Origin of the sequence: Paenibacillus pini JCM 16418 (genome assembly GCF_000576305.1) — a bacterium.
GTDB lineage: Bacteria > Bacillota > Bacilli > Paenibacillales > Paenibacillaceae > Paenibacillus_AQ > Paenibacillus_AQ pini.
Map to the genome: position 1 here is coordinate 36,465 of NZ_BAVZ01000004.1, position 12,376 is coordinate 48,840.

11 protein-coding genes and 1 pseudogene are annotated in these 12,376 nt (G+C 42.6%); 3 read left to right on the plus strand and 9 right to left on the minus strand.

Annotated elements, in window-relative coordinates:
* Positions 1-18: 18 nt before the first annotated feature.
* The 9 genes and pseudogenes from JCM16418_RS07345 to JCM16418_RS07385 form a co-directional block, all read right to left on the minus strand.
* Positions 19-1,164, minus strand: a complete 1,146-nt coding sequence (locus JCM16418_RS07345) for an NAD(P)/FAD-dependent oxidoreductase (RefSeq protein ID WP_036647242.1) — start codon at positions 1,162-1,164, stop codon at positions 19-21.
* Positions 1,152-1,895, minus strand: coding sequence for an SAM-dependent methyltransferase (locus tag JCM16418_RS07350; RefSeq protein ID WP_036647245.1), 744 nt, complete (start codon positions 1,893-1,895; stop codon positions 1,152-1,154). Before JCM16418_RS07350 ends, JCM16418_RS07345 begins: the two co-directional genes overlap by 13 nt.
* The gene (locus tag JCM16418_RS07355; RefSeq protein ID WP_036647247.1) at positions 1,879-3,051 is read right to left on the minus strand and encodes a type III polyketide synthase; all 1,173 of its coding nucleotides are present in this window, start codon (positions 3,049-3,051) and stop codon (positions 1,879-1,881) included. The genes JCM16418_RS07350 and JCM16418_RS07355 overlap by 17 nt, the downstream gene beginning before the upstream one ends.
* A 165-nt stretch (positions 3,052-3,216) precedes the next feature.
* Entirely contained in the window at positions 3,217-4,911 is a 1,695-nt protein-coding gene (locus JCM16418_RS07360) for a M3 family oligoendopeptidase (protein WP_036647249.1), read from the minus strand.
* A 205-nt stretch (positions 4,912-5,116) separates the two neighbouring features.
* Entirely contained in the window at positions 5,117-6,025 is a 909-nt protein-coding gene (locus JCM16418_RS07365; RefSeq protein WP_036647250.1) for an aldo/keto reductase, read from the minus strand.
* A 50-nt stretch (positions 6,026-6,075) separates the two neighbouring features.
* A complete protein-coding gene (locus JCM16418_RS07370) occupies positions 6,076-7,329 on the minus strand; it encodes a DUF445 domain-containing protein (RefSeq protein WP_036647252.1) in 1,254 nt (417 codons plus the stop codon).
* 142 nt (positions 7,330-7,471) lie between these two features.
* A complete protein-coding gene (locus tag JCM16418_RS07375) occupies positions 7,472-8,029 on the minus strand; it encodes a nitroreductase family protein (RefSeq protein ID WP_036647254.1) in 558 nt (185 codons plus the stop codon).
* Positions 8,030-8,082: 53 nt separating this feature from the next.
* Positions 8,083-8,342, minus strand: a pseudogene (locus JCM16418_RS07380) (metal-sensitive transcriptional regulator).
* Positions 8,343-8,387: 45 nt separating this feature from the next.
* Positions 8,388-8,669: a hypothetical protein gene (locus JCM16418_RS07385; protein ID WP_036647256.1), complete on the minus strand. Its 282-nt coding sequence runs from the start codon at positions 8,667-8,669 to the stop codon at positions 8,388-8,390.
* Between the two features lie 150 nt (positions 8,670-8,819).
* Between JCM16418_RS07385 and JCM16418_RS07390 the strand changes: the two genes are divergently transcribed.
* The 3 genes from JCM16418_RS07390 (at position 8,820) to JCM16418_RS07400 (ending at position 12,304) form a co-directional block, all read left to right on the plus strand.
* Positions 8,820-10,052 carry an aminopeptidase gene (locus JCM16418_RS07390; RefSeq protein WP_036647258.1) on the plus strand — a complete coding sequence of 411 codons (1,233 nt, stop codon included), beginning with the start codon at positions 8,820-8,822 and terminating at the stop codon, positions 10,050-10,052.
* Between the two features lie 208 nt (positions 10,053-10,260).
* Positions 10,261-11,490: an aminopeptidase gene (locus tag JCM16418_RS07395; RefSeq protein ID WP_036647260.1), complete on the plus strand. Its 1,230-nt coding sequence runs from the start codon at positions 10,261-10,263 to the stop codon at positions 11,488-11,490.
* Between the two features lie 49 nt (positions 11,491-11,539).
* Positions 11,540-12,304 carry an SDR family NAD(P)-dependent oxidoreductase gene (locus JCM16418_RS07400; RefSeq protein WP_036647263.1) on the plus strand — a complete coding sequence of 255 codons (765 nt, stop codon included), beginning with the start codon at positions 11,540-11,542 and terminating at the stop codon, positions 12,302-12,304.
* The last annotated feature ends 72 nt before the right edge of the window (positions 12,305-12,376 follow it).

The following is a 12,376-nucleotide window of genomic DNA, read 5'->3' on the forward strand; positions in this document are numbered from 1 at the left end:
TAGACCATACTGTCCAAGCTACTGCTCGATTTCCTTCAGGCGCGTTGCTCTAACAAGCTTTCTTTTCATTGAGGGAAATAGCTGTCCTCCTGCAACAAATAGATGGGGGATCAGCGGAGCTGAACTAAGAGAATGCAGCAACTGCCCCCAACGAAGTAGGGAACTGAACTCCCTTCGAACGGAATGAACATAATTGATTTTCCATTCATCCATCGATATTTCATGACGTAAATAACGGTTTGCTGAGTCTGCGCAGAGCTTAGCTGAGCGCATCGCTACAGACATCCCATCGCCAAACAATGGAGGAATAATCACACTCGCGTCTCCAACAAGAGGCATGTTCTGCCAAGCAAGAGGTTTTTTGGAGATCGCAACAGGAGCCACAGATACTTGCGTTCCAGTGATAATAGAAGCGGTTGATAGTCGCTTCGCCAGCTTGGCATTGCCTGATGCAGCCGCTTCAAGCAGTTCCGTAACCGAATGCCCGCTTCCTTTTATAACATCCCGTCTCAGCATCGCTGCCATATTCACAACGCCTTGTTCAACGGGGGAAAGCCCAATATATCCGCCAGGTACAAAGTATAGCTCAACCGCTGAATTCATCATGACACCACGTAAGTGAGTTTTCACGCCAATATAGGTCTCTTTGCTTCGATGAGGTCTTGCAATATTCTCACCCATGCCAGACGGCCGCCTTGTACCCCATGCTCCATATATCGTCTTTGATTCGATCCATTCACTTGCTCCACCACGTCTGAGCTCAATCGTATATCCTGATTCGTGAGCGATGACGGAATGAACGGCTACTCCAGTTTCAATGATGGCGCCTGCTGTTTTAGCTGCCTGATGAAGGAGTGAATCCAATGCTAACCTGCTTATTCCCCATGCCTCTCCCGTGAGTTCTGTATCTAGCGTACCCCCGTGCATGAAAATAAGCTTGCCCGTATTGATTAGACTAGGATTCATGGAATGAATGGCATCACTCACTCCGAGAAGATGTAACATTTGACGAGATTCAGGAGACAGAAACTCCCCACATGCTTTATGACGTGGAAAGTGCTGACGGTCAATTAATAAGGTCTTCCACCCTTGTCTAGCTAGCTGAATAGCCAGGCAACTGCCCCCAATACCACCGCCAATGACAACAGCATCTATGTCAGGCATCCATTGCCTCCTTCCTGTGGCTTCTTAATCACAACTGTGTAACGAAACAAAGGTTTCCATGCGTAGGTCATATTTAGCGAAGGATCTATGCCGCGCTCCAGTTGTATCCAGTCTTCAGATCTGAACCCTTTCGCTACGGAAAGAGGACCATCATGATGAATATATCGATTTCTAGATATTAGACGAGCCGTCACCCAGACCGCTGCCCATGGAATAATATGACGATGGATGTCATTAATAACCACGCCGATACGAGATGCGTTGGTCATATGCCGTACGACCTCTGCCATTTTCACTTGATCAAAATGGTGGAGGAACTGAGACGACACCACCATATCCGCACAGTTCGGAGCTAATTGGAATAGGTCCATACGCCAAACTTTGACACGGGGTTCTTTATGAAATAAACGTCGAGCTTCCGCACAGGCCTCTTCGGTTATGTCCACAAGCGTAATACGTATATCAATGTGATGTCTTTCAGCCCATCTAAGAATTCTTCGATTCACATCTCCTGAGCCTGCTCCAATATCTATAATCGATAGCTGAACGGGTTTACCGGATTGCTGCCACAACTTATGAATTCCTTGCAAGACCGGGCCCGAATTGCCAAATATCCAATTTAATCTACGTAAATGCTGTAGTGCTTCTCGCAGCTCAGCACCACCTGTACTAAAATCATCCATATACTCATCTTCAAGTGCTCTAGTCTTCAACTTATGAATGATGTACATGTTGCAGCTCAGCCTCCTGTGGAGATGTAGATGGCATAAATGTAAACTTCATCAACTCTGATGTAAGCCCGGGGCCAAAAGCTAGGGCAATCCCTTCTGCTGATGATAGCTTACGTTCGACTAAATCTTGTCTCATTTGTTGCATCACGAACAGAATCGTAGCAGACGATACATTTCCAAAGCTTCGTAAAATGTTGCGACTATACATCGTCTGCTCATCTGTAAGGTTGTACAATTTTTGGACTGCGTCTACGATTCCACGTCCTCCAGGATGAATGGCCCATAATTCCGGAACTTTGCGCTCTCTAAGCAGCAAATTCACTTCTTCTGGGAGAAATTTGGTTAATAGCTTTGGGATGTTGGGAGACAGATACAGATCAAATCCTGTATCACCCACCTCCCAGATCATTTCATCTGCACAATCAGGTAGTAATATGGAATGCCCCTCGCCGAGCCTGAATACTCCATTGTCATATGTCTTGCTAGAGTCAGACATACCAATAATACAAGCTGAAGCACCGTCACCGAAAAAAGATGAGGCAAATAATGACTCTCTTGAACTTGAAGGCTGAAAGTGAAGTGTGCACAGCTCTACACAAACGACTAAAATGTTCGAAGAGTTCGTGCTTTCCGCTAATTGTTTCGCCAACTGAATAGCCTTCAGACCTGCTGCACAGCCTTGAAAGGTTAGCGGGATACGATTAACTCGTGGAGAAAGACCTAAATGATGCACCAAGATGGCATCAAGTCCAGGAAGAAATTGACCTGTACAGCTCACCGTAATGATATGTGTAATCTCAGTTGGATCTGTATGAGCGTCTTGTAGAGCTTCGCGCGCAGCCTGCAGCGCTATTGGAATACTTTCCCTTTTATAGATTTCCATCCGCTCAGAGGTTGATGGGACATCCTGAAGATTCGCTGAGGGAAGATAACGGCAATCCCCTGCCTTTTCAAGCAGATTTGGTTCGCAGGTATAGCGGGTTTCAACACCGCATTGTTTAAAAATCCGCTTAGCCCAGCGAATTGAATCTGGATAATCTTGCAGTGCTTCTTCGATTCGATTAAAAACTTCATTTTGCTGAAGTAGATTAACGGGGACGGCCGTACCGATTCCAATAATAGATATAGCGGTCGCATGTGTTTGAGCGTATGACATTCGGTCTACCTCCTTGTCCTCTTACAAAAAGAATGGTGTACAAGTACATGTCTATTCAACATCCACAGCCAGTATGCAAGTTGAGACAACAAAAAGACATCTGGACTAAATATCCAGATGTCTTCTCGTTCACATATTTTTTATGTGATAATATTTATTCGTTTTTTATAATACGGTGTCATCAACGCGATCAAGCCAATTTTCAATGACTCCAATAACGGAGGATACACATCCGTCTTCAAAAGGAGACTTCAATCCAGCAAGTGCCACTAACCCTGTAAATGAAAGACTACCTCCAGCCTGACACAGCGTTAGGTAATCGGCCCAAGCAGATTTCCAGTCCTCATTCATACGTTTCCAGAACTGGAATGCACAGATTTGTGCCAATGTGTAATCAATGTAGTAGAATGGCATCTGATAAATATGACCCTGCTTCTGCCAGAAACCACCCTGTTTTAAATATTCATTATCTCCAAAATCACGATGAGGCAAATATTTACTCTCAATTTCACTCCATGCTTGTTTACGCTCAGCAGGAGTAGCATCCGGATTCTCATATACGAAATGCTGGAACTCATCCACGGATACACCATAGGGAATAAATAACAGCGCACTTTCCAGATGGTGGAAGCGATACTTATCTGTATCTTCTTTAAAGAAGAGCTCCATCCAAGGCCATGTGAAGAACTCCATGCTCATGGAATGAATTTCTGCAGATTCATTGGTTGGGAAGTGATATTCTGGAACTTCGTAATTTCGGCTAGAATACACTTGGAACGCATGACCAGCTTCATGGGTAAGAACATCAATATCTCCTGAGGTTCCGTTGAAATTCGAGAAAATGAATGGGGCACTGAATTTGCTCATATATGTGCAATATCCGCCACTTTGTTTACCCTTTTTGCTAATCAGATCCATCAGATCATTTTCAACCATAAAATTGAAGAATTCGTTGATTTCAGGCGATAGTTCGGAGTACATTTGAACGCCTTGATCCAGAATCCACTGTGGATCACCTTTTGGTGTTGCATTTCCTGTCTTGAAACTAACCGCTTCATCATAAAAGTACAACTGATCGAGACCCAACCGTTTGCGTTGACGGTCTTTCAATTTGCTCGCGACAGGCACGATAAAGTCTTGGACTTGTTTACGGAAATTTGCAACCATCTCGGCATTATAGTCAGTACGGTTCATACGTGCGTAGCCCAATTCCACATAATTCGCATAGCCGAGTTTACGAGCCATTTTCGTCCGTACTTTTACCAATTCATCATAGATCCGGTCAAATTCAGCTTCGTGGTCGGACATGAATTTGTATCTCGCTTCGGAAGCGCTGCGACGTACCTCTCGGTCAGTTGATTCCTCATAAGGAGTAAGCTGAGATAAAGTACGCTCTTCACCATCAAAAGAAATTTTAGCAGAAGCAATAAGCAGCGTGTATTCAGTAGATAGCTTGTTCTCCAATTGCAAATCCTCAATAATTTCTGGACTGAATGTTTTTAAGGACATTTCAGCGAGCAGGAATAATTGCTTACCCCATTTACTTTCTAGCTCATCACGAAATTTGGAATTCACCAGTGCCTTGTAATACTCCGTTATGTATTCTTGATAGACAGGTTTGATTTCGTCAAAAAGATCTTGTTCTGCTTTGTAAAATTCATCATTTGTATCGATGGAATGACGAATACCCACTAATTCACCCATCGTTTCGAATTCACTACGTAGCTTATTAATTTCATTCATCACTTGATTTTGCACTTCGAAAGTTGAAGCTTCTTCAAAGTTATGAATCGATTCTTTAAACCGCTGTTCAATTACTTTCATATCGGGACGTTCATAAGGATATTCAGTGAATTTCATATATAACGCATCCTTTCATCTATGTTCTCTCCATCATTATACATAATGAATACGTTTTAATTCTACAAAACTTTAATAAATAATAATTATAATTATTATTTATTGGATAATTTTTACATATTTAATAATGGTGAATGTTTTAGATTCAAAAAAAAAAAGAATGAGGGTTATCCCTCATCCTTTCACATGCTCACTTTTACAATACCTATCGATGTGACGCATACCGATTGGCTTTACTTATTTTTTGAATCGTTGATAACTCTTCCTCTGTCAATTCTAATGAATGCCCTGCAGCAATATTATGCTCAAGTTGTTCGATTGAGCTTGCTCCTGGAATAGCAACTGCAACGACAGGAGATGAAAGTGCATAACGAATAGCCGTTTGCGACATACTGCGATCCGCTAAGGAAAGGGATTTCAGTTTAGATTGAAGGGTGATAAGCTCCTCGCGGGAGTAATCGAGGAAGCCATCCTCTGCTTTGCGTTCCCCTTGTTCAGACAAAATCCCTTTGGCCACGGGTCCCCTAGCAATCAAACTAATTTGATGCTCAGCAAGCAGAGGCATTATTTCCTCTTCGGGTCTGCGGTCAAGAATACTATACTGACTCATGACGCTAACGATTTTTGAACGTTTCACATACTCACGAATGACATTGGGACGTATCGAGGAAATACCATAACTACGAATCCAGCCTTCTTGCATAAGCTCTTCAAACGCTTCAATGGTCTCATCTATCGGATCATCAAGCGTACCTCCATGAAGCTGATACAGATCAATATAATCGGTTTGAAGTCTTGTTAGACTGTCTTTCACAGCTGATTTGATATAAGCCTTGGAAGGATCCCAATGCCATCCCTTTTGTCCTAGAATACGCCGGTTTCCGACTTTAGTTGCGAGTATCAGTTCATTTCTCTTCTTTTTAATGGCTTTACCAACGATCAATTCATTCAAACCTTCATCATATAAGTCCGAGGTATCTAAGAAATTAATCCCCTGCTCAATCGCTTGATGGACTAGCTCCGTTGCTTTCATTTCATCTGTCCCAAGAGACATACAACCTAATCCAATTTCACTAATATATATATCTGTCGAACCTAGACGGTTTTTTTTCATATGATAACACCCTTTCTAGTTCTATTCTTGTTGTCATTCATGCTGAAATATTATGAAATGGCTAGATGAATAATGGACAACACGATACCGATGAGAAAACCACACACGGCACCATTGACTCTAATCCATTGTAAATCATCTCCGATTTTTTCCTCAAGCATTTGCACTAGCGCCTGATCATCTAGTTGATCCAAATTGTCTCTAACCAACTGTCCTACACGGTAGTAATTTGCCTCAACCATTTGAATAATAAACGACAATAGGCCTTGCTCCCAGCGGTTCATTAACTCTTCCTTGGATTGAAGTGTACGAGTGATCCATCGGAAACCTTTAATAAGGGAGCGCCCACCGCTTCTTTGTTCCTTCTCAAGAATCGCAAGCAGGCGTCCACGAAGCTCTTCTAATTTGGTTGTAATCCATTGTTCAGTATTCGGATCGTCTAGCTTCGACTCAATCCATTGATTGATTTGTAGAGAAATATTTGGATTTCCAGCAGTTTCTTTCAGCTTCGTTTTAATTTCACGCAAAATGCGAATCCGATATTCGCTTTCAGGATACGAAATTTCCTGAAGCGAAGAAATAATAATATTTTTAATCATTGAACCTAATTTTTCTTCACTCATAAATCCGATAAATGCTTGTACGGCAAAGCCCTTCATTCCACTAAACTGTAGCTGCTGTAATTTGCCATGAACCAGCTGTCCTAGCATGAGCTCCGTCTCAGGTTTTCTTGCCCATTGTGATCCATAAATCACGAGTTGATCTAACGCCTTTTCATCGTATCCCTTCTCTACTACTTCGTCAGCCGCCCAGTTTAACAAGGGAGCTACGTCCTTATTTCGAACATAACGCACAATGCCTTGTTGGATAAAAGGCGCAGCCTTCTCAACGGGAACCTGTTCAATAACGGAGGCAATCGAAGTAAGCGTAACCTGACGGACCTCTTTTTTGCGAACCCATTTAAAAGTACCTGAAGATAGCGCCTGAAATAATTTCATTTGGCGAAGCTTACGGCTGATACTCTCTTTGTTAAGCAATTCACTCTCCATCGCAGAAATCAACGAATTAACAATTTTATTGCGGTTCTCGAGTAGCAAAGATGTGTGGGGTATCGGAATACCTAATGGATGGCGAAACAATGCCGTAACTGCAAACCAGTCTGCGAAACCACCGACAAGACCCGCTTCAAATCCGCCCTGTAATAAACGAACCCATAGGTTTTGGGGTAGGAACAAGGTAACGATAAATCCAATTCCCATGACGATCAGTGAATACGTGGCAAGATGTTTAGATTTAGATTTCATGCTGATTTACCTCCGATATGTGTGAATAACTTAAACTCTATGTACGCTCATAACTCTATTACCCTTGTTATCATTATGACCAAACCCTCCTGCCTTCAACAGTGCTCTAAAGTAATTATAAAAAACTCCCGAATCTCGGGAGTCACGGCTGAAAAATAGTAAATTTCTCTTCGACGGGTATTCTTGGCTTGCCTTCTGGTACTTCATCAAAATAGCCCAAATGCAAATATCCAGCTATTCGCTCATGATCCGTAAGGCCAAGGCGCTCATGAAGCCTCTTGTCATAAATATGAACATTCGTCTTCCAGACTACACCAAGTCCTCGTTCCCAAGCCAAAAGCTGAAAGTTCTGAATCATGGAGCCAACCGCACCATAGTCTTCATCACGTTGCTTCTGACGTTCTTCTTCTGGCATGATTACAATGAGGAAAGCTGTAGGTTCACTAAAATAGTTACGACGATTCTCTGCCATATCCTCAGGATAATGTTGGACCATTTCTTCAACAAATGACTCCTTTAGCTCAGCAGGCACAAAGATAAACCGCCAAGGCTCACGCAATCCATGGTTTGGTGCATAAACCGCATCATTTAACAATTCAAGAACGAGCTCTTTAGGAACCGACTGGTCTGTATAACCCTTCTTTACAGATCTGCGCTCACGAATAATTCGGGCTAATTCCGTTGGCTTCTTATTTTCCATTCGGTTTCCTCTCTCCCTTTTATTTCAATCTCTATCTGTAGAATAAGTAACAACTAACGGCTCTTAATCAGTAATTCAACGGCTTCATGTACAAGAGAGCTCGTGTCATTGCCCTTCTCTTTCTCTTCAAGAATACAATGTTCTAAATTCATCGCTACAATATAAGCCATCGCTTTGTCTGTCGCACTACGTACGGCAGAGAGCTGAGCTACGACTTCCTTGCAGTCTTTGTCTTCTTCCATCATCTTCAGAACGCCACGAACTTGGCCTTCAAGCTCTTCAGCCGGCGTTTGACATTATCATCATAATTCATAACATACATCCCCTTGTCATACATCTACAGCCATATTGAGCTTGTCTACTCTTCCTTAGCTTCCTCTTCCATTGTATCTAAAGCCGCATCCAGTAACGTATCAAACAGATCATCGTCTTCTTCAACCAAGGTGTCGGTTTTCAAAAACTCTTCTTCGTTGCCCGGTTCACCGGCGAAATTAAGGCTATAATCCCAATCTTTACCTCTCTTACTGAAGAAGGTAATTTCATACTCGGATTTATGGTCAGCTAGCTTAAATATCGTATGTCCAACGTAATGCTTTTCCTCGTCTTTGTGCATATCAGCTCTTATGATCTGAACTTCCATCGTTTGAATCTCCTTTGGTAATGATATTTATGTATATATTATACCATACGGGGTTCTCTTTCCAACGTAGCATGCTTGTTTTCATTATGGTTCACAATTTAGTACAATATGGGTGTAAGGATGTCAGATTATTCTGTGGAGGGAAACTACATGTCAGATTTCAACAATCAATTAAACAAATATGCCGATCTTGCGGTTCGCGTTGGCGTAAATATTCAAAAAGATCAAACCCTAGTCATTAATGCACCCATCGCATCTGCTGAATTTGTGCGATTAATTGCCACAAAGGCTTATGATGCTGGAGCTAAATTCGTTAAAGTTAACTGGAATGACGAAGCTCTTACTCGTCTTCTTTATGAACGTGCAGCCGACGAAGTGTTCACTGAAGCGCCTACTTGGTTTGCTGGAGAAATGACGGAGCTTGTAGAGAAAGGTGCAGCGATTCTACATGTACTTGCTGAGAATCCTGATTTACTCAAAGGCATTGACCAGCAACGAATTGCAACGTACCAGAAAACACGTGGTCAAGCGATGACGAAATACCGTGCATACCAACAGGCAGATAAATTCAGCTGGTGTTTGGTCGCTGTTCCTTCACCTGAATGGGCAGCTAAAGTGTTCCCTTACGCTCCTGAATCTGAACAAGTTGATAAGCTGTGGGATGCTATTTTCCACACTGTACGTATCGATCAGGACAATCCAGTTGAAGCCTGGGAATCTCATCTTCAAACATTAAGCTCTAAATCGAAATTGCTTAATGATAAAAAGTACAAGAAGCTGCACTACATAGCTCCGGGTACGGATTTAACGATCGAACTACCAGAAGGACATATATGGACGGCTGGAGATAGCCACAATGAGCAAGGGCATAGCTTCGTAGCTAACATGCCGACAGAAGAAGTATTTACAGCTCCTTTAAAAACAGGTGTTAATGGTACCGTGAGCAGCACCAAGCCTCTAAGCTATGGTGGTAATATTATCGATCGTTTCTCCATTACATTTGAGAATGGACGGATTGTGAACGTATCCGCTGAAGAAGGTCAAGAAACACTTGAACATCTTGTGGCTATGGATGAAGGCTCACACTATCTTGGTGAAGTTGCATTGGTACCTCATCAATCACCAATCTCTGATTCGAACATCCTATACTTCAATACACTCTTTGATGAGAATGCTTCCAACCATTTAGCAATCGGTAGCGCTTATGCCTTCTGCCTTGAAGGTGGTAAGGACATGAACCAAGAGCAATTGGCCGAACATGGTCTAAACACTAGTGTTACACATGTGGACTTCATGATTGGTTCGGGCGAGATGGATATTTTCGGCGTAACCGCAGATGGACAGGAAGAGCCTGTAATTAAAAAAGGAAATTGGGCAATTTAATCAGATCCGTATACAATATTGACAGTCTAGAAATAGCAAGAGCCTTCTCCAATTATGGAGAAGGCTCTTTTTTACAATAATTTATTAGCACTAGGGTTCTATTTGACCCACGGTTGATTTACAATAGTAAGGATATAACTTAACTACTCACAAGATCAGGAGATGGATGCCAAACTCCTCAGCCCAAACACACTGGAGGCCTCAATTCATGTTAACTTTTGAAGAGAAATTGAATAACTATGCAGAACTAGCTGTCAAAATTGGTGCGAACGTGCAGCCAGGTCAAACGCTTGTTGTAAACGCAACCATTGATGCTGCACCACTCGTTCGTCTTATCGTCCGTAAAGCTTATGAGATCGGATCGCCACTCGTAAAGGTTAACTATACTGACGAAGACGTTACCCGAATTCGATACGACCTTGCACCTGACGAGTCTTTCCTTGAAGCGCCAACATGGCATGCAGGTGAAATGATTGAACTCGTTGAGAAAGGTGCTGCTTTTATTACGATCATTTCCTCTAACCCAGATTTGTTAAAAGGTGTGGATCATGAGCGCATCTCTAACTATCAACGTACATACGGTAAGGCAATGGCAAAATACCGCAAATATCAACAAGCGGATAAAATGAGCTGGACGGGTATTGCTTTCCCTTCACCTGATTGGGCAGCCAAAGTGTTCCCTGATGCGCCTAAGGATGAGCAGGTTAGCAAACTATGGGATGCTATTTTCTATGCAACTCGTGCAGACCAAGAGAACCCTATTCAAGCTTGGTCAGAACATATCGACATTTTGCAAAAGAAATCAGATCAATTAAACCATAAGAAATATCATAAACTTCATTTTGTAGCGCCAGGCACAGACCTCACGATTGAACTTCCAGAAGGTCATTTATGGGCCCAAGCAGGCAGTCTCAACGAACAAGGTACTATGTTTGTAGCGAATATACCGACGGAAGAGGTGTTCACTGCACCTCATAAAGATGGAGTCAACGGTTACGTGAGCAGTACCAAACCACTTAGTTATGGCGGTAATATCATTGATCGTTTCACCCTCACGTTTGAGAATGGAAGAATTGTTAAATTCACGGCTGAAGAAGGCGAAGAAACACTATCCCGTTTAATTAGCATGGATGAAGGATCGCATTATCTAGGTGAAGTCGCGTTGGTTCCTTTCCACTCTCCGATCTCACAAAGTAACATTTTGTATTATACGACGTTGTTTGATGAGAATGCATCATGTCACCTAGCGATCGGAAGCTCGTACGCCTTCAATTTGAATGGTGGTAAAACGATGTCCGAAGAAGAACTTGCTAAACACGGTATGAATGCAAGCATCACGCATGTGGACTTTATGATGGGTTCCCCTGAAATGAGTATTACGGGTATCACCCATGATGGTAAAGAAGAAGCGGTCTTTGTAAACGGTAACTGGGCATAATTTATATCGCAATCTACAGTTCTGTACTCGGGAGAGGAGTCAACTGAATATGACTGGAATAGATCTGGCAGGAAAAACTGCACTCATCACAGGTGCGACTGGCCAGCTTGGCCGGGTTATGGCCCGCACGCTTGCGGAGTATGGCGCTAATATTATCGTTCATTACCGAGGTAATGAAGCTAAAGCTTCTGAGCTTATCCATGAGATTCAAGCGCAAGGCAGACCGTGCATGTCTGTTCAGGCTGATATAACTGATTACCAAGCTGTGGTGACCATGAAAGAAAAAGTTATCGCGGAAATGGGCCAAGTTGATATTGTCGTTGCGAATGCAGTTATTCAGTACGAATGGACTAGCATTTTAGATCAGCCATTAGAAGACTATCCTAGCCAATTTGAGTCTTGTGTTATGCAGAGTGTACATTTGGCAAAAGCTTTTGTTCCATCGATGATTGAGCGCCGTTCAGGACGTATGATCGGCATCAATACTGAATGCTCGATGCAGAACTTCCCTGGTCAATCCGCTTATACTGCAGGTAAACGCGGAATGGACGGTATTTATCGTGTACTCGCCAAGGAAATAGGCGAATACCAGATCACCGTCAATCAGGTGGCTCCTGGATGGACGATCAGCGAGCGTGATCGCGAGAATAATAGTGAAGAGAACGAAGCCTATTCGCGGAACGTTCCTTTGAAACGCAGAGGAACGGATCAAGATATCGCGAATGCAGTTGCCTTTCTCGCCTCTGACATGGCGAGCTTCATTACCGGAGCTTATATTCCCGTAAATGGCGGCAATGTGATGCCAAGTATTTAATCTCAATTATATTTAGCATTTGTAGTAGCTATAAGAAAATGCACCTTTCGAATTTCAGCAGTTACATGATGA

Bases quoted from the DNA above. Each gene is read 5' to 3' on its own strand.
- JCM16418_RS07345 (WP_036647242.1), bottom strand. From the start codon at position 1,164: ATGCCTGACATAGATGCTGTTGTCATTGGCGGTGGTATTGGGGGCAGT.
- JCM16418_RS07350 (WP_036647245.1), bottom strand. From the start codon at position 1,895: ATGTACATCATTCATAAGTTGAAGACTAGAGCACTTGAAGATGAGTAT.
- JCM16418_RS07355 (WP_036647247.1), bottom strand. From the start codon at position 3,051: ATGTCATACGCTCAAACACATGCGACCGCTATATCTATTATTGGAATC.
- JCM16418_RS07360 (WP_036647249.1), bottom strand. From the start codon at position 4,911: ATGAAATTCACTGAATATCCTTATGAACGTCCCGATATGAAAGTAATT.
- JCM16418_RS07365 (WP_036647250.1), bottom strand. From the start codon at position 6,025: ATGAAAAAAAACCGTCTAGGTTCGACAGATATATATATTAGTGAAATT.
- JCM16418_RS07370 (WP_036647252.1), bottom strand. From the start codon at position 7,329: ATGAAATCTAAATCTAAACATCTTGCCACGTATTCACTGATCGTCATG.
- JCM16418_RS07375 (WP_036647254.1), bottom strand. From the start codon at position 8,029: ATGGAAAATAAGAAGCCAACGGAATTAGCCCGAATTATTCGTGAGCGC.
- JCM16418_RS07385 (WP_036647256.1), bottom strand. From the start codon at position 8,669: ATGGAAGTTCAGATCATAAGAGCTGATATGCACAAAGACGAGGAAAAG.
- JCM16418_RS07390 (WP_036647258.1), top strand. From the start codon at position 8,820: ATGTCAGATTTCAACAATCAATTAAACAAATATGCCGATCTTGCGGTT.
- JCM16418_RS07395 (WP_036647260.1), top strand. From the start codon at position 10,261: ATGTTAACTTTTGAAGAGAAATTGAATAACTATGCAGAACTAGCTGTC.
- JCM16418_RS07400 (WP_036647263.1), top strand. From the start codon at position 11,540: ATGACTGGAATAGATCTGGCAGGAAAAACTGCACTCATCACAGGTGCG.